Raw genomic sequence first — 17,285 nt, 5'->3', positions numbered from 1 at the left:
ATATAGTTCAATATTACTAAGGGGGCTTTTAATTGAAAAAGACTTTAGGGGTAGCTTTTGCGTTTTTAATAGTTTTTTTGGCTGCTTGTGGTAGCAATGATACCTCTACTAATGTAAGTGAAGGTGATCAAGAAAATGCTGAAAATGAAACAGTAAACAATGAGGATAAGAGTTCCGCTGGGATACAGGAAACGAAAAAAGAGAAAGAAAACAAACAAAAAGAGTATGACCAAAAAACAGGAGAAGGCTATGTGGAAGGGCTAGGATACGTCAAAACACTTGGAGTTGGATATAGCGATGAAGTTGGGATTGACGGAACCGATTCCCCTCTCAAACCGCTCGAATTCGGAAGTATGGAATTAACTATTAATCATATGGAAATAGCTGAAATACAGCCGAATGCAGACAACGAGGTATTATTCGATGGTAGAGACAAAGCAAAGGTAATTATTGTAGATATGAAAGCAGAAAATAAATCAGATGAAGATATTGAGTTTTACCCTGATGGTTCAATTCTAGTAACAGATACAGGGTTGCAACTAGAGGATTCCGATGTGTTTTTGGGTGAAGAAGTCGGTGGCGAATTCTATGGTAAAGTGAAAAAAGAAGGCATGGCGACGTGGATATTGGATGACGATGTTGAAAAAATAAATAGCGTGAAAATGATTATTGATCCAGCCTGGAATATGGATCAATCAATAGAGGAACCGCAAATTGGCGAAGAAAAGCGCATTGAATTTGACATTTTAAATCAAAAAGACGCTTATAAAAAGGATAAAAAAGGGGGTATGGAACAATGAATCATCAAGATGTATTGGATAGATTCAAGGAAATAAACGTTACAGATTTATTTGGAACAAAAAAGGAAGTTAAGGAATTGCCCAACGTTATAAGAGAGAATGAAACAATTATGTATGCAACAAGTGGGTTTATGGAAAATAATACATGGCTTATAACATGTACTGATAAAAGGGTTTTATTCCTAGATAAAGGTATGATCTATGGATTGAAACAGGTGGAAATTCCTATCGAAAAGATTAATTCTGTATCACATAAAAAAGGGCTAATGTTCGGGACTGTTATTATACACCACGGTTCTGATCATATGGAAATTAATCAAATTAATAAAGCAACTCTCAACCCCTTAGTAGAAGCTATTAATAACGAAATCGAAAATCAAAAAAATAAAAAAGATGATAAACCGTATCAATCAAAGGAATTTTCTTTTAGTGTTGCTGATGAAATAATAAAGTTCAAAAAGCTTTACGATGAAGGAATTATAACCGAAGGAGAGTTCCAGGAAAAGAAGAAAGAATTACTGGAATCATAATATACAAGGTTGGTGTACGATTGGTACACCCTCTTTTACGCATTTTATCAGAACATATATTCTCTATATTTTATACCTAAAGGGGGTGACAGCCTATGACATTATGAACCTATTTTATGTAGAGTACAAGTTCTCTTTAAGTCGGGTTGGAAATGTACAAGAATAAGTTCTATGGAGGGATGATCAAAAATGCATTGTAATCAAATACAGACTAAGAAAGGAAAAGTATGGTTTTGCATGGAATACGGTCCAGGAGGAAAACAAGTCAAAAGACATGGAAAAACCAAAAAAGAAGCTAAAAAAAGAGTGGAAGAAGAAATAAAGAGACGTGAAAGGACAGGAATCACCTCCAGACAATCTAAGAAAATAACTTTTAATAAATTTGCTAAGGAATGGTTAAAAGCTTATGCTTTAACCGGGGTCAAACGCGGCAGTGTGAGAGTAAGGGAGAAAGAAATAAACATATTGAACAAATACTTTTCCAAAACTCCCGTTGCCAAGATTACGCATTTAAAATATCAAGATATGCTTAATGACTTGTCAAAGAAAGAATATGAAGAATCGACTATAAGTGGTGTAAATACATGCGCTGGTATGATCTTTAAGTTTGCAAAGCGAAATAAATTGATTGAGGATAATCCGCGTGACGGTGCGACTATCCCTAAAAAAAGGAAAACAATCAACAGTGTAAAAAAGAACAGTATTGAAAATAAATATATGGAAAGCGAGGAATTGAGCGAATTTCTAAATGCAGTAATTAAAATTGGTTTGGAATTGGATAAAGAGCGTTTCTATACGTTAGCATTTTCTGGTATGCGTCCTGGAGAATTGGTTGCCTTAAAAAAACATGATATAGATGTTAAAAACAAAACAATTAATATCGATAAAACGCTTTATAACGAAAATAACAATATGAAGGAATACGAATTAACTCCTCCGAAAAACAATGGATCCTATAGGGTAATTGGCATGGATGAAAAGATAATCATTATGCTTAAAAAACTTATCCACAACAACGATGTGCATAAAATGAAATATCGAAACCTGGCTGATGATTTCCATGATCAAGATTTTGTATTCCAACGAAAAAATGGATACCCATTTTTAACTAAAAACCTAGCTACTCGAATGAAACGAATTTTGAAGTACACAGGTATAGAGAAGAAATTGACACCACACTCTTTTAGGCACACTCATATTTCTATGCTTACGGAATCCGGGGTCGATTTACCAACTATCATGCAAAGGGTCGGTCATGAAGATCCGGATACGACATTAAAAATTTATACACATGTCACCAATAAGATGAAATTACGGTCAGTAGAAAAAGTAACAACGCATCACAGTGATTTGCTTGAAAAAATCACTTTTTAGAAGAAATATTACTTTTTTATTACTTTTTCATAAAAAAGACAGGAATTGCATCACACAATCCCTGTCATATCAACGTTTTTACGTTTAAACTTACATCATGCCCGGCATACCGCCGCCCATGCCGCCCATGTCAGGGGCTCCGCCGCCAGCATTTTCTTCTGGTTGGTCAGCGACTACAGCTTCAGTTGTCAAGAACATAGCTGCGACACTTGCAGCGTTTTGCAGTGCAAAACGGGTTACTTTTGCTGGGTCAACGATTCCAGCTTCAACCATGTCTACCCATTCGCCGGTTGCTGCGTTAAATCCAACGCCGACTTTTTCACCTTTCAAACGTTCTACAACAATGGATCCTTCCAGTCCAGCGTTGTGGGCGATTTGGCGTACTGGCTCTTCCAAAGCACGAAGAACAATGTTGGCACCGGTTGCTTCATCACCTTGAAGTGACAGTTCGCCTACTTTTGTCAAGACATTAACAAATGCAGTACCACCACCTGCTACCATACCTTCTTCTACTCCAGCACGGGTTGAATTTAATGCATCTTCAATACGCAATTTACGCTCTTTTAATTCTGTTTCAGTGGCAGCACCAACTTTGATAACTGCTACCCCACCAGAAAGTTTCGCAAGACGTTCTTGTAATTTTTCTTTGTCAAATTCAGAAGTTGTTTCTTCTGCTTGGGCACGGATTTGTGCGACACGAGAAGAAATCTCTTCTGGTTTTCCTGAACCTTCGACAATTGTTGTATTATCTTTTGTGACAACAACTTTCGAAGCACGACCTAGTTGCTCAATTGTTGCGCTTTTTAATTCCAAACCAAGATCCTCGGTAATCACTTCAGCGCCAGTTAAAACTGCGATATCCTCAAGCATTGCTTTACGACGGTCGCCAAAACCAGGGGCTTTAACCGCAACTGCATTAAATGTTCCACGAAGCTTGTTCAGCACTAATGTTGGAAGTGCTTCTCCTTCAAAATCTTCCGCAATCAATAGCAGCGGTTTACCTTGTTGAACAACCTGCTCTAACACTGGCAATATTTCTTGGATATTGCCAATTTTTTTATCTGTAATCAGGATGTATGGATCGTCCAATTCCGCTTCCATTTTATCCTGATCTGTAACCATGTACGGAGAAGCATAGCCACGATCAAATTGCATACCTTCTACGACTTCCAATTCTGTATTGAAGCCTTTGGATTCTTCAATTGTGATAACACCATCATTGCCAACACGTTCCATTGCTTCCGAAATTAGGCTGCCTACCTCTTCATCACCAGATGAAACGGAAGCGATTTGTGCGATTGATTCCTTTGATTCAATTGGTTTCGAAATGGACTTCAGTTCCGTTACAGCTGCTTCAACTGCTTTTTCGATACCACGGCGAACGCCTACTGGATTTGCACCGGAAGTAACGTTTTTCAGCCCTTCACGAATCATGGATTGTGCTAATACGGTTGCTGTTGTTGTACCATCACCAGCAACATCATTTGTTTTTGATGCTACTTCAGAAACAAGCTGTGCACCCATGTTTTCGAAATGATCTTCCAGTTCAATTTCTTTTGCAATGGTTACACCATCATTGGTAATTAACGGTGATCCGAATTTTTTATCTAAAACAACGTTACGACCTTTTGGCCCTAATGTTACCTTAACCGCATCTGCTAATGTATCTACACCGCGAAGCATTGAACGACGAGCGTCTTCACTAAATTTAATTTCCTTAGCCATAATAAAATGCCCTCCTTAAAATCGAATCTTATGATATTTTTCTTTAGCCAATAATAGCTAAAATGTCATTTTCACGAAGAATTAAGTATTCTGTGCCTTCATATTTCACTTCTGTACCAGCAAATTTAGAGAAAATTACGTGGTTTCCCTCAGCAACTTCAAGGGCAACTTTTTCCCCATTGTCTGTAACGCGACCAGAACCGACAGCAACGACTTTACCTTCTTGTGGCTTTTCCTTTGCCGAGTCTGGAAGTACAATACCGCTTGCAGTTTTTTCCTCTTGTTCAACAAGCTCGATTACAACACGATCTCCTAGTGGTTTAATCATGTAGACAACCTCCTTAATTCGTTTCTTTAATGTATTTTTTGATTTATTAGCACTCATGAATGTCGAGTGCTAATTCCACTTAATATAATAAATAAAACACTCCAAAAATGCAAGCAATCTAATTACTTTTTTTTAAAATTCTTCCTTGCAAGTGTGTCCAGGATGAAACGAACCTTTGTGGGTTAGCCTTATAACATCGGCACAGCAGCCCTGCCCCATTGAAATTGGGGGCAGGACAATTGTGAGGGGCTATACAGGACGTGCTATGCTGGCGATTGAAGCAGACGGTCTTAGCAGAAGATCTCCAGGCAATTTGATACATGAGTCATAGAAACACATCGAAGTTTTGATCCTTGCGCTAAAACCATACTATTATTACCAAGCAAAAAAATATGCTAAACTATTTGGTAGAGTTTGATTACGTACATGAAATAATGGATTTGCTAATAGATATCCGGTTAACCGCATACACTATTATGATACTACTATACATAAAAGGAGTCGTTTTATTTTGACGAAAAGGTACTGGTATGTCATCCTAACTTATATTGCAGTACAATTTTCCGGCGTTGTTTTTGCACCATTGTTATATTTTCTTACACCATTAAGCGAAGCTGACGCTATTATTTATTGGACAATCATCAGCTTTATCGCTGGGCTTATCGTTGTTTTATGGATTATGAAGCCTGAAATAAAAACCAGTAATCAGCGTACTACCGTTAATTGGGGATATAACATAGCATGGGCGATCGGCGGTTTGTTCATGGCCTATTTTGCCCAAGGAATAGCCACCACAATTGAAACGAAATTGCTTGGTATCACAGCAGGATCGGAAAATACACAAATGATTATGGAGATAAGTCGGGCAACCCCTTTATTTATCATTATTCCAGCATTAATTGCACCGATATTGGAAGAGGTTATTTTCCGGAAAATAATCTTTGGCGAACTATATAAGCGAATGAACTTCTTTTTCGCAGCATTACTTTCCGCATTTATTTTCGCCATTATCCACGGTGAACCGGAGCATATCCTAATTTACGGTTCGATGGGATTTGTATTTGCATTTGTCTATGTCAAAACAAAACGAATCATTGTGCCTATTTTAGTACACATGTCTTTAAATTCTATTGTGGTTATTCTCCAGCTTTCCTTAACGCAGGAGGAAATTGAAAAAATGATGCGGGATTTGGAACAGATGCAAATGATTTTAATTGGAGGCTAAGTATGCGAACTTCACCAAAAATAATGGCTGTTATTTATTTTTTAATGGGGCTGTTATTTACGTATATTGCAACACAAACCGTTACAGATACTATTTGGAATTTTTCAACCATCGTTCTTGCAGTCATTGCAACGCTAGATTTTGGTGTCTCCCTCCGTTTACTATTGATTGACTTCCGGCTAAAGCATAAAAACAAGAAGGAGTAGCCTGTGTGCCTGTGCTGCTCCTTCTTGTTTTTCCCAGTTAAGAACGCATCTGAATTTCACTAATTAATTCATTATCAGGAAAGACTATTCCACTTCCGGCGCTCAGTGGCTAGTGTACAACGCCCGCCTTACATGTTCCCTTGCTATATATAATCGTTGAGGATATTTCTCCCTCTCAGAAGGAGGCGAGAGTTATTATTCTGTCCCACTCTCTAGTGGTGTCAAAACGACTATTTGCCATCCCTGTTTCCCATTACTTTTCCGCCTTGTATACGACATACTTTAATTGATTGGAAAATCGTTCGGTCAATCGTTGATGTTTATCCCAGATTTGATATAATGACGGATCAAGTGGTTCCAGCGGATTTAACTCCTGCAGTTCAAATGCATCCTTCTGCAAGGATTGCCCTTCCAATAAATGGGCTACCGTATGTTCCTTTACTATCTCAACTGAATGAAAACCGGCATTACGAAATATGCTCCTCCAGTCCTCCGCGATAGGGATCTCCCTTAACCCATACAGTTCTTGAAAATCACCAACCTCATCAGCTGAAAAAGCGACCCCCGCCGTCATTTCCAGATCGAGAAGCATACCTCCTATTCGCAATAAACGGATATATTCCCTGGCAGTCTTTGTGACATTGGTAAATACCGTCACCGATTCAGCAATGATGAAATCAAAAGATTCCTTTGCTAAAGTGCTATTCTCCATATCCCCCTCTACTAATTGAATCGTTACTTTTTCCCTGGCAAACCTTTCCCTTGCCCTTTCCACCATTAGCGGATGCTGATCCAGGGCAGTCACCTGACATCCGTACGTTTTGGCTAAAAAAGCAGCTGTCTGTCCCGTACCGCACCCTGCGTCAAGAATATGACTCGTTTGTTTAATAGGCAGATCCTTGAGCAATTCCTTCGTCAAGGCTAACCCACCTGGATGGGCCCCGCCAACACCAAGATGAGCCAAAACGTCGTGATACGTAAACATGTCCAAATAATTACCTCCAGTTCACCTATTTTTATTGAAATACTGAGTTTTTTGTCCAATCAGAAGGGGTTTACTGACATAAGGTATTACTACAGCAGCAAAATTTCTCGCTCGCTTTTACTTTTACGTCAACTAACATCACCCTTAAAAAAACCATTATATTTGATTCAATGGGAAAGGAGTAAATGTAGGATGTCAGTGAATCCTTATTATCATCAGTGTTTAAGATGCGTTGGACGTCCTGTCAGAATCAGAACAAGAGATGGCCGTGTACATCATGGGGTCGTTTCACGCGTCAGTAATTCACATGTCTACCTTCGTCCAATGGGAAACCGAAATCTTGGCGGGTTCGGTTATGGGTATGGTGGATACGGTGGATATGGCGGCTGGGGATGGGGATGGGGTTTTGGTGCAGGAATCGCCCTAGCAGCTATTGCAGCCTTATCACCATTATTCTTTTGGTAAAACCTGAACATTCCTTACCACATGCTGCGGCTGGAAGATGTATATATTATCCCTTCACCCTTTTCAGCATTGCAAAAAGCCTGTGCCTAAGCAGGCTTTTTGCTTAGCTTGAAAAATCCGAATCCGCATAAATAGTTTCTGCAGGGACATGTAATGTTCCTTTTATCCGTTTTTGTTTATTTTTCATATACGATGACACGATATGAAATCCGACATTGTATCCAGCCCATCTGGGAATAAAACCTTCTCCATACAATAGGTCATGGTGCCGCCGGTCTTTTTTCGGCAATGTTAAATTTGGTTCTAACCATCTTTTAAAATATTTCTGTGCAGTATTAGCGTCATATATGGATGCCCATTTAGCTAAGTGATCCTTACCTAGGCGTTCCTGCACTGCCATTTCCGCTAAACCTTCCAGAACAATGGAATCCAGCAGTTCAATCTTGTCTTCCCGTTTATCAAGATAATGCAGTCGGCATACATGATTATATTCGTGGGTGAGAAGTTTTTGCAGTTCTTCTTTCGTATTGTTCCCGGCAGCAAACAGGAAAACCTTGTCTTGATAGGACAAGCCGGACAACCCATTAAAGTCAGCCTGCAATTTTTTGTTTTGCAAATCGGAAGGGAATATAAAAACGGGAACATCCGGCCCATCCCATTCCTTTTTTAATTTGGCAAACCCCTCTTCTATGATATTCCAGCAATTGCTATGGATTAAAGATTCAATTAATTCCTTATCCTGTGAGCCCGGTAAAAAAAGACCGTGGTAAAGCAAATGTTGATGGATATCAGCGGAAGAAGCATCCTGAAAATAAGGGATTAACTTCTCGCATATTTGCTCCTTTTGCTGCCGTCGCTGCTCCACCCGTAATTTCCCCTTCTTCTTGATATAATCCTTCAGCCATTTATCCGTTTCCACAACTGCCATTTACTTCAATCCTTTTCCCGAATAAATAACGATCACTATACAGTATGTTAGCGGAAGCAATTTGTTGAGGAAATAGTAAAACTTCTATTTGAGAACTATGCCGTATAATTTTTTAAAACGTAAAAAAGGCTTCCTGCTTAACAGAAAACCTTTAAACGCTTATATTTGCATCCTTCCCAAACTAAAACCTAATCTAATGGATAATGTTTTAAGAAGTAAACCAGCGCCTGTAATTCTACAGCTAAATCAATATGATGAACGCGAATATTGTCTGGAACGGATATCCGTGCCGGCGTAAAATTAAGGATACCTGCAATACCTTGATCGACAAGCCTTTCGGTGATCCCGTCTGCTTCAGTTGCCGGTACCGTTAAGATCGCAACTTGAACGCCAGCTATTTTTTCCTCCAACTCATCAATATGGTAAATTGGAACACCGCCAATTTCTGTCCCTATCTTATCCGCATTCGTATCAAACGCCATTACTATTTTTGTATTATTGTTTTTCATAAAATTATAATGTAAAAATGCAGTACCAAGATTTCCAACACCGATCAGCGCAACCTTGGTCACTTCATCCTGATCCAATGTTTTCCGGAAAAAACCAAGTAAATATTCGACGTTGTAACCATAGCCCTTTTTCCCCAATGCCCCAAAATAGCTGAAATCGCGCCTTATCGTTGCCGAGTCCACCTTAACAGCCTCACTCAATTCTTTGGATGAGACTCGCCTTTTCCCCTGATAATGCAAATTATTTAAAAATCGATAATATAGCGGCAGTCTTTTTGCGGTAGCTTGTGGAATTTTATTCTGATCCACGATTACTCCTCCTTCCCTTTCCGATAGTAATCACCTGATTTTCCGCCCTTTTTCTCCAGTAGATAGGTTTCCCCGATTACCATTCCTTTATCAATTGCCTTACACATGTCATAGATTGTAAGTGCAGTCGCTGAAGCTGCCGTTAATGCTTCCATTTCAACACCTGTACTGCCTTTTGTCTTAACAAATACCTCTATATGTAATACATACGTATCAGCCGAAACCTGCCAGTCAAACGAAATATCTATTCCTTTTAATTGTAATGGATGGCACATTGGAATCCATTCAGAAGTTTTCTTGGCAGCCATAATCCCGGCAACCTGTGCAACTGCAAGCACGTCACCTTTTTTTATTTGATTACTACTAATTTTTTGGTAAATTTCTTCTGAGACTTTAATACTGGATGTTGCAAGGGCGGTTCGATCTGTTTCCTTTTTTTCACTAATATCAACCATCCGAGCCCGTCCCTCTTCATTAAAGTGTGTGAAATTTGCCATATGCTCATCTCCATTTCACTTTTACGTTCCGTATATCTCTTAGTTTATCAGAAAAAATCCAATAAGTCGTGATTTTATTCACAAATTATATTGCGAGCCCAATTAAGAATGCGATACACTTATGTGGATGAGGTGAACGAAATGATTATCATGCAATTAAACGGGATCTCCAAATCCTTTGGTGCGGAACAAATACTATCGAATATAAAACTGGAAATAAAAGAAAAAGACCGGATTGCTATTGTCGGCCGAAACGGTGCTGGTAAATCGACCCTGCTCAAAATAATGGCTGGGGAGCTTAGCTATGATGAAGGTGACATGCATAAACCAAAGGATCTTTCCATTGGCTATTTGTCCCAGCACACTGGCCTTAAATCAGATAAAACCATTTGGGAAGAAATGCTTGCTGTCTTTCAGCACTTGCTTGATCAGGAAAAAGATTTGCGTTTGTTGGAAACGGAAATGGAGCAAGCTGCTTCCTTAACAAAAGCCAACTATGAACAGCTCCTGCACGATTATGATAAGAAACAGCAAGCATTTGAAGCTGGTGGCGGGTATCGTTATGAAGCTGATATCAAGGGCGTCCTGACAGGACTCCATTTTCAGGATTATGATTACGGTACACCGATTAATGAACTAAGTGGCGGTCAGAAAACTCGCCTGGCCTTGGGAAAACTATTATTGAAAAAGCCCGACTTGCTAATCTTGGACGAACCGACGAACCACCTGGATATCGAGACACTTTCATGGTTGGAAAATTACTTAGTAAATTATCCAGGTGCCGTTACAATCGTTTCCCATGACCGGTATTTTTTGGACAAAACCGTTACGATTGTGTACGAGATTTCCTATCACAGAACGAAAAAGTATTACGGCACATACAGTAAATTTCTTGAACAAAAGGCACTAAATTTTGAACAGGAAATGAAAGAGTTTGAAAAACAGCAGGTAGAGATGAAACGAATGGAAGAATTTATTCAAAAAAACATCGTTCGCGCATCTACAACAAAGCGTGCCCAGTCAAGACGAAAACAGCTAGAAAAAATGGATAAACTCGATAAACCGGCTGGCGAGGAATCATCTGCATCCTTTTCGTTTAAAACCAAACGACGAAGCGGAAATGATGTATTGAAAATTGATGATTTAGCCTTTCATTATGCGGATAGTAACGAGGATTTGTTTTCACATGTGACACTTCATGTAAATATAGGAGAACGTATTGCCCTTGTTGGCCCAAATGGTGTTGGCAAAACAACTTTGTTAAAAACGATCCTTGGAACATTAAAACCAACCCGCGGCACGATCCAAATTGGCACAAATGTCGAGATTGGCTATTACGATCAGGAACAAATGAATCTAACACCATCGAAAACAATTTTGCAGGAATTATGGGATGAGTATCCGACAGTAAATGAAAAGGATATTCGTACCGTTTTAGGTAACTTTTTATTTTCCGGTGACGATGTGTTGAAACAGGTTCACACATTAAGTGGTGGAGAAAAGGCACGGCTGTCTTTGGCTAAACTAATGATGCAACAAGCGAATTTACTCGTACTGGATGAACCGACAAACCATTTGGACATAGATAGCAAAGAAGTGTTGGAAGCTGCGTTAACCGATTTTCCAGGAACTATTATTTTCGTATCTCATGACAGGTATTTTATCAACAAAATTACCGATCAGGTGGTGGAAATGCAGCGTGATGGTGCAACTGTTTATTTAGGCGATTATGATTACTATATTGAAAAGAAGCAAGAGCAAGCGGAACGTGAAAGGCTTCGGCGATCAACAGAGGTTATCAACAAAGTAGATGAAAAGAAATTAAGCTTTGAGGAAGAGAAAAAGCTCCGCAGTGAAAAGCGAAAAACAGAACGTAAAATAGTGGAACTGGAGGAAGCAATAGAACAACTGGAGAACGAACTAGCAAACCTTGAGCAAAAAATGACCGAACCGGAAATTTACCAGAATCACGAAAAAACACTGGCACTGGCAAAACAAACCGGTGAGATGAAACAGGAAATCGAGCGGCTGATGGAGGAATGGACAGCATTACAGGAAGATGATTGAACCAGAACCGGGAAACAGTTTACCCGGTTCTTTTCATTGTTACCTAGGGGATAGAGCGGTTATACACAAAAGGCAGGAGGACGACCTTATGCGTTAATCAAACGATTGATCAACCATTATGCACGTAATCCACAAACTTATGCACAGCTAAACTAGGGATTTAACCGTTTTTCAATAGCGTTATGCACAATATCCACAAAATCATAATTACTTATCCACATTTTTTGTCCACATAACTACTTTTGAGCTGCTATGCTTCACAAGCGATATCCACACACCTGTTGATAAATGAAATTTGATCAGGGGATACCGGATACCCTCTCCTCTTTTATTTTTTTGTTAGAATAGAATGAACTTTCCCTCATCTTTTATTCCTTCTATCTCAAAAAAGCAATTGGAACAAAGGATTTAAAGTCGGGATAACCTGCTTATTTTAATAACAATGACGGATTCGCATTTAAATCCCAGCCAGCTCTTCTTCCTTGTTGATAGAAAACAGTACCAGCAGCAGCAATCATTGCAGCATTATCAGTACAAAGTTTTAATGGGGGAATTGATACTGGTATGCCTGTATCAGCGAATCGCCTCTGGATTGCCTCCCGAAGGCCGCTATTTGCAGCCACCCCGCCAGCGACAATTACCTGCTTAACGGCAAATTGGTTTGCTGCTTTGTATGTTTTTTCCGTCAGTACCTCCACAACACTTGCTTGAAAACTCGCAGCGATATCTTCTTTTTTTAATGTTTGGTCACGCTGTTTGGCATTGTGGATTGTGTTAATAACAGACGATTTTAATCCACTAAAACTAAAATCATAGCTATCCTCTTCAAGCCAAGCCCGTGGAAATGGGATGCTCTCTTTTCCGACACTTGCCAGGCGGTCAATTTGCGGTCCCCCAGGATACGGTAAATCCAGCATGCGGGCAACCTTGTCATACGCCTCACCAGCTGCATCATCACGTGTTTCACCAATTACCTCAAAACTTCCATGTTCCTTCATTAAAATAAGCTCTGTATGCCCTCCTGAGACAACTAAAGCTAATAACGGAAAGGTAAACTCTTTTTCAAAACGGTTTGCATAAATATGTCCGGCAATATGATGGACACCAACAAGCGGTTTTTGCTTGGCAAACGCTAATGCCTTCGCAGTATTGACACCGATCAATAAAGCCCCTACCAAACCAGGCCCTTCTGTAACAGCTATGCAATCAATTTCATCCCATGTCATTTTTGCTTGTGCAAATGCTTCTTCCAATACAACCGTCATTTGCTCGACATGATGGCGTGAAGCTATTTCCGGTACAACCCCGCCAAAACGTTTGTGGCTGTCAATTTGTGAAGCTACAACATTTGCAATAATTTCGCTGCCATTTTTGACAATGGCTGCAGCCGTCTCATCACAGCTTGTTTCAATTGCTAAAATATAGTTATCATTTTTCATATAAGTTCACCCACATAACAATCGCATCTTCCTGATTATCGACATAATAGTTTTTCCGAATCCCGCCTGGAACCAAACCAAACTTTCGGTACATATGTTGCGCGATGATATTTGACGTACGTACCTCCAGTGATAAACGGCGGCCACCTAGACGGACAGCTTGTACCATCACGTAATGAAACAATTTTTCACCAAGTTTATTCCCCCGATAGTCAGGCATGATAGCAATATTCGTTATTTGTGCGTCATCTACTACGACCCATAATCCCGCATAACCAACAATTTTTTCATCCACTTGGAGGACAAAATAATGGGCAAATTGATTTTCCACTATCTCCTGCTGAAAAATATCTCTTGGCCATGGTGCAGTAAACGATGCCTTTTCTACCTCCGCTACCTGATCAACATCGTGTTCTTCCATTTTACGAATCAGCAATTCAGCCATTGGCACGTTTTCCCTTTTGTGTTTCCAGCCATTTTGCCTCAGCCTCTGCCAGACGTAAATAGTTCGGGGTTAACGTGTGCGTATTATCATTATTTTTCCCGAGTCCTGCCAAAGCCAGATGGGATGGTTTAGCAAGGTGATACGGCCCTTTTGGAATAACAGCACGGTCACCCATTGTTTTTACAATACTATCTTTATAAAGGGCAATGTCAGGACTCAGGAAAAGCACTTCTTGTTGTTCTGCGGCAAGTTGCTGTAACCAATCAGCCATCGCCACATTCCGTTCCTTTTTCACTAAAGAGACTTGATCCCCCTGCCATCTGTATAAACCCGTATAAACATTTGCCCGTCTAGCATCAAAAAAAGGACAAATATATGAACTAACAAAGCATCCCTGATATGCAAGCACCTCTAAACTGGAAACACCGACGATCGGAATCTGTAGTGCCCATGCAAATGCCTTCGCTGTCGCAAGCCCAATTCTAACCCCTGTAAACGAACCAGGTCCCTTGGCAACGACTATTTTGTCAAGCATTTCCGGTCTCATATTTGTTTCCCGCATCAATTGATCAATTGCAGGCATCAGACGTACAGAATGATTCTTTTTGATGTTTGTAACGATTTCGCCAATCAGAAGGTCCTCCTTAAGCAGGGCGACACCTAATACTTGATTTGACGTATCGATTGCAAGTAAATTCATTCAAGAAACTCCTCGTAACATATTATTATCCAATTAACTCCGTAACAACAGACGCAAAATGATCTCCCCTAGGGCGAAATTCCAATAGGCGTACGTGCTCATCCAAGTACGTAATTTTGATATTTAAACGATTATCTGGCAAGTATTCTTTAATAAACGCAGCCCATTCTACAATAGAGATCCCTTCCCCATTAAAATATTCCGAAAAACCGATATCCTCATCTGAATCTTCCAGACGGTAAACATCCATATGATAAAGTGGAAGCTCCCCTTGATATTCTTTTATAATAGTAAACGTTGGACTGTTTACGTTACGCTTTACCCCAAGCCCACGTGCAACCCCTTTGGTAAAAGTCGTTTTGCCAGCACCAAGATCACCTTCCAGTGTAATCACGTCACCTGGTTTTAACAATAATGCAAGCCGCTCAGCCAATCGTATTGTTTCTTGTTCTGAATGTGTTTCTGCTTTATGCTCACTCATCCTGGTTCACCTGCTTTAAATGTGTATAACCCCGTTTTTCCAATGGCTTACAACAATTCGCTTCCTGTAAATAAACGAGCCTGTTGTGTTGCTCGCTAACATAACCGATTTCTGTAACGCTTGTCTGCGTTTCTGCGGCAGCTTGTTTTACAAATTGCCAATCTTTGTTCGCAACCGTTCCAATCAGTTCATAATCTTCTCCACCAAACAGCTGCCATGCTCGCTGTTTTTCCTTTGAGAATTGGTGATATGTACGACTTACCGGTAATTTAGTAAAATCCAGCACAATAGAAACTCCGGATGACTCGGAAATTTCTGCAGCCTCATTTGCAATACCGTCACTAATATCATTCAGCGCTACTCGCGAAAGTGTCTCCAAGCTATTGGCAAAGGAAATCCGTGGCGTTGGCATTCGATGTCTGGTAATATAAAATTCTTTGTCTTTGTAATCTCCCGGATGTGTTAACATTTGAAAACCAGCACTGGAATCACCTAACGTACCTGTCGCAAACACAATATCCCCGGCCCGTGCCGCTCCTCGATAACGTGCTTTTCCACTAGCAACATAGCCGATAACGGTGATTGATATCGTTAATTCCTGTCCAGATACCGTATCGCCACCAATCAAATCCATATGATACTGGTTCGCCAAGGAACGCATTCCTGAATATATTTGCTTTAATTCCTGTTCAGACCAATGAGACGGTATCACAATAGAAACGAGATAAAACGCTGGTTGCGAACCCATTGCAGCGATATCACTTATATTCGCTGCAATGGCCCGGTAACCAATATGGTAAGGCTCCATTGTATCTCTTGAAAAATGAATATTTTCTACAAATGTATCTGCTGCTGTGACAATATCCTGACCGGATTGTCTAAAAACGGCTGCATCATCACCAACTCCCTTTATTAAGGAAGATTGTTTATATGTTGTTTGTTTAATTGCATTTATAAATGAAAATTCATCCATTCGTATCACCAGACCCTATAATTGCTATATTCATCATAGCAAAAAGACAGTAAAAAGGAAAAAATAGATCAACTGCTGTAACAAGAAGGTTGAAGGGGAACTATAATCGTTAGTATTCGTCTAAGCAGTAAAAATTATATTTAGTAAAGATATCTGCTTAATCTAAAAATTTCCGATCGGTGTAATAAGGGATAAAATCAAGCAAAGATATGCGGTGCGCTCAAGCGTTGCTTGTTTTTACGCTGTACCCTGATGTTTTTCACCGAGGTTGCTGATTCATTGTTGATGTTAGCCTTCTTTTTGTTGATGTTACGTGGTTTTCCGTCAATGCTGGTGTTTCTAGTTGATGCTATCCCCTTTTTTGTTGATGTTACAAGAGATAAGGGGGATCTTCTACAAAAACTGCCCACGTCAATTGTCAACAGCGGAAATCAGTACGTCCTGCGGAAGCTCGCTCCTTGGCTAATATTATCGCTTTTCCTGTGTGTGATACATATTCGGGGAGTCCTCTCACACCGTCACCTCGACCTTCTTGACACAACACATAAGACGTGTTGTTCTTAGTCGAACTTGTAATTTGGTAACTATTTAAACACGACTAAAATGTAAAAAACACATGATCTCATCAAATGAAAACATGTGTTGACGTTTTATTCATTAGTGGCGGTCTGGACGGGACTCGAACCCGCGACCTCCTGCGTGACAGGCAGGCATTCTAACCAGCTGAACTACCAGACCAAAAATATGTATTTACTCACTACTGTTAAAAAAGTAATTCAGCATAGTTAAGTTAAAAATTTTGGTTGCGGGGGCAGGATTTGAACCTACGACCTTTGGGTTATGAGCCCAACGAGCTACCAGACTGCTCCACCCCGCGATAGAAAAAAATATTGATTACAAAATAATTGTGGTAATGCCTGGCGGCGTCCTACTCTTGCAGGGGCAAAGCCCCAACTACCATCGGCGCTGGAGAGCTTAACTACTGTGTTCGGCATGGGAACAGGTGTGACCTCTCCGCTATTGCTACCAGACATATAGGGTGTTCCGTGATCACAATATGCTTAACAGAACTTCCTTATGGGTTAAAATCAAGGACAAGATATATTATATGCACTTCTCTGGAAAAATGCAAGTCCTTTTTCATATATTTTATACCTTGGAAACTAAATAAGAGATCCACAAGCAACGAAATCAGATTAGATGGTTATAGTTAAGTCCTCGATCGATTAGTATCCGTCAGCTCCACGTGTCACCACGCTTCCACCTCGGACCTATCTACCTCATCGTCTCTGAGGGATC

Annotated in this window: 18 protein-coding genes, 2 tRNA genes and 2 rRNA genes; 7 read left to right on the top strand and 15 right to left on the bottom strand. The window is 39.9% G+C overall.

All coding sequences use genetic code 11. From position 1 onward, the window contains the following. The first annotated feature begins 32 nt into the window (after positions 1–32). The 3 genes from IEX12_RS09335 to IEX12_RS09325 all read left to right on the top strand — a co-directional run bounded on the left by IEX12_RS09335 (position 33) and on the right by IEX12_RS09325 (position 2,704). Positions 33–800 (top strand): DUF5068 domain-containing protein, encoded by a 768-nt coding sequence (locus IEX12_RS09335; RefSeq protein ID WP_188724990.1) that lies wholly within the window; start codon positions 33–35, stop codon positions 798–800. Beyond that, complete coding sequence (locus IEX12_RS09330; protein WP_188724989.1) at positions 797–1,330, top strand: PH domain-containing protein; 534 nt, start codon at positions 797–799, stop codon at positions 1,328–1,330. Before IEX12_RS09335 ends, IEX12_RS09330 begins: the two co-directional genes overlap by 4 nt. 189 nt (positions 1,331–1,519) lie before the next feature. Next, positions 1,520–2,704, top strand: a complete 1,185-nt coding sequence (locus IEX12_RS09325) for a tyrosine-type recombinase/integrase (RefSeq protein WP_188724988.1) — start codon at positions 1,520–1,522, stop codon at positions 2,702–2,704. A gap of 90 nt (positions 2,705–2,794) precedes the next feature. Here the strand turns inward: IEX12_RS09325 and groL are convergent, their stop codons facing one another. Beyond that, positions 2,795–4,429, bottom strand: coding sequence for a chaperonin GroEL (gene groL / locus IEX12_RS09320; RefSeq protein WP_088053175.1), 1,635 nt, complete (start codon positions 4,427–4,429; stop codon positions 2,795–2,797). Positions 4,430–4,472: 43 nt separating this feature from the next. Continuing rightward, positions 4,473–4,814 (bottom strand): co-chaperone GroES, encoded by a 342-nt coding sequence (groES, locus tag IEX12_RS09315; RefSeq protein WP_268811336.1) that lies wholly within the window; start codon positions 4,812–4,814, stop codon positions 4,473–4,475. 454 nt (positions 4,815–5,268) lie between these two features. Here groES and IEX12_RS09310 point away from each other — a divergent pair, with 454 nt between their 5' ends. Both IEX12_RS09310 and IEX12_RS09305 read left to right on the top strand, forming a co-directional pair. Beyond that, positions 5,269–5,982 (top strand): CPBP family intramembrane glutamic endopeptidase, encoded by a 714-nt coding sequence (locus IEX12_RS09310; protein WP_155555153.1) that lies wholly within the window; start codon positions 5,269–5,271, stop codon positions 5,980–5,982. 2 nt (positions 5,983–5,984) lie between these two features. Next, entirely contained in the window at positions 5,985–6,188 is a 204-nt protein-coding gene (locus tag IEX12_RS09305; protein WP_088053172.1) for a YdiK family protein, read from the top strand. A 253-nt stretch (positions 6,189–6,441) separates the two neighbouring features. Here the strand turns inward: IEX12_RS09305 and IEX12_RS09300 are convergent, their stop codons facing one another. After that, complete coding sequence (locus IEX12_RS09300; RefSeq protein ID WP_286171062.1) at positions 6,442–7,173, bottom strand: class I SAM-dependent methyltransferase; 732 nt, start codon at positions 7,171–7,173, stop codon at positions 6,442–6,444. 192 nt (positions 7,174–7,365) lie between these two features. Between IEX12_RS09300 and IEX12_RS09295 the strand changes: the two genes are divergently transcribed. Further along, a complete protein-coding gene (locus IEX12_RS09295; RefSeq protein ID WP_088053170.1) occupies positions 7,366–7,638 on the top strand; it encodes a hypothetical protein in 273 nt (90 codons plus the stop codon). A 103-nt stretch (positions 7,639–7,741) separates the two neighbouring features. On the opposite strand, the gene IEX12_RS09290 is transcribed toward IEX12_RS09295, so the two are convergent. The 3 genes from IEX12_RS09290 to moaC form a co-directional block, all read right to left on the bottom strand. Then, on the bottom strand, positions 7,742–8,566 hold the full coding sequence (locus tag IEX12_RS09290; RefSeq protein ID WP_188724986.1) for a DUF2268 domain-containing putative Zn-dependent protease: 825 nt from the start codon (positions 8,564–8,566) through the stop codon (positions 7,742–7,744). Between the two features lie 188 nt (positions 8,567–8,754). Next, the gene (locus tag IEX12_RS09285; RefSeq protein ID WP_088053168.1) at positions 8,755–9,384 is read right to left on the bottom strand and encodes a redox-sensing transcriptional repressor Rex; all 630 of its coding nucleotides are present in this window, start codon (positions 9,382–9,384) and stop codon (positions 8,755–8,757) included. A gap of 2 nt (positions 9,385–9,386) precedes the next feature. Further along, positions 9,387–9,881: a cyclic pyranopterin monophosphate synthase MoaC gene (moaC, locus tag IEX12_RS09280; RefSeq protein ID WP_088053167.1), complete on the bottom strand. Its 495-nt coding sequence runs from the start codon at positions 9,879–9,881 to the stop codon at positions 9,387–9,389. A 141-nt stretch (positions 9,882–10,022) separates the two neighbouring features. Here moaC and IEX12_RS09275 point away from each other — a divergent pair, with 141 nt between their 5' ends. Continuing rightward, positions 10,023–11,948 carry an ABC-F family ATP-binding cassette domain-containing protein gene (locus IEX12_RS09275; protein ID WP_088053166.1) on the top strand — a complete coding sequence of 642 codons (1,926 nt, stop codon included), beginning with the start codon at positions 10,023–10,025 and terminating at the stop codon, positions 11,946–11,948. Between the two features lie 428 nt (positions 11,949–12,376). Here IEX12_RS09275 and tsaD read toward each other — a convergent pair whose 3' ends face one another. From tsaD to IEX12_RS09230, 9 genes are all read right to left on the bottom strand, one after another. Further along, on the bottom strand, positions 12,377–13,387 hold the full coding sequence (tsaD, locus tag IEX12_RS09270; protein WP_088053165.1) for a tRNA (adenosine(37)-N6)-threonylcarbamoyltransferase complex transferase subunit TsaD: 1,011 nt from the start codon (positions 13,385–13,387) through the stop codon (positions 12,377–12,379). Then, positions 13,377–13,832, bottom strand: a complete 456-nt coding sequence (rimI, locus tag IEX12_RS09265) for a ribosomal protein S18-alanine N-acetyltransferase (protein ID WP_088053164.1) — start codon at positions 13,830–13,832, stop codon at positions 13,377–13,379. The genes tsaD and rimI overlap by 11 nt, the downstream gene beginning before the upstream one ends. Next, positions 13,825–14,532: a tRNA (adenosine(37)-N6)-threonylcarbamoyltransferase complex dimerization subunit type 1 TsaB gene (gene tsaB / locus IEX12_RS09260; protein WP_088053163.1), complete on the bottom strand. Its 708-nt coding sequence runs from the start codon at positions 14,530–14,532 to the stop codon at positions 13,825–13,827. The genes rimI and tsaB overlap by 8 nt, the downstream gene beginning before the upstream one ends. Positions 14,533–14,557: 25 nt before the next feature. After that, positions 14,558–15,013 carry a tRNA (adenosine(37)-N6)-threonylcarbamoyltransferase complex ATPase subunit type 1 TsaE gene (tsaE, locus tag IEX12_RS09255; protein ID WP_088053162.1) on the bottom strand — a complete coding sequence of 152 codons (456 nt, stop codon included), beginning with the start codon at positions 15,011–15,013 and terminating at the stop codon, positions 14,558–14,560. Continuing rightward, positions 15,006–15,986: a thiamine-phosphate kinase gene (thiL, locus tag IEX12_RS09250; RefSeq protein WP_088053161.1), complete on the bottom strand. Its 981-nt coding sequence runs from the start codon at positions 15,984–15,986 to the stop codon at positions 15,006–15,008. Before thiL ends, tsaE begins: the two co-directional genes overlap by 8 nt. Before the next feature lie 661 nt (positions 15,987–16,647). Further along, positions 16,648–16,724: transfer RNA gene (locus IEX12_RS09245), tRNA-Asp, on the bottom strand. Positions 16,725–16,786: 62 nt separating this feature from the next. After that, a tRNA-Met gene (locus tag IEX12_RS09240) sits at positions 16,787–16,863 on the bottom strand. Between the two features lie 38 nt (positions 16,864–16,901). Then, positions 16,902–17,017 (bottom strand): 5S ribosomal RNA (gene rrf / locus IEX12_RS09235). A 175-nt stretch (positions 17,018–17,192) separates the two neighbouring features. After that, positions 17,193–17,285: ribosomal RNA gene (locus IEX12_RS09230) — 23S ribosomal RNA — on the bottom strand; the annotation flags it as partial.

Origin of the sequence: Lentibacillus populi, from assembly GCA_014642895.1 — a bacterium.
Classification (GTDB): Bacteria; Bacillota; Bacilli; order Bacillales; family Amphibacillaceae; genus Lentibacillus_C; species Lentibacillus_C populi.
The sequence above is the reverse complement of the archived record's forward strand: the minus strand, read 5'-3'. Positions and strand labels throughout refer to the sequence as shown.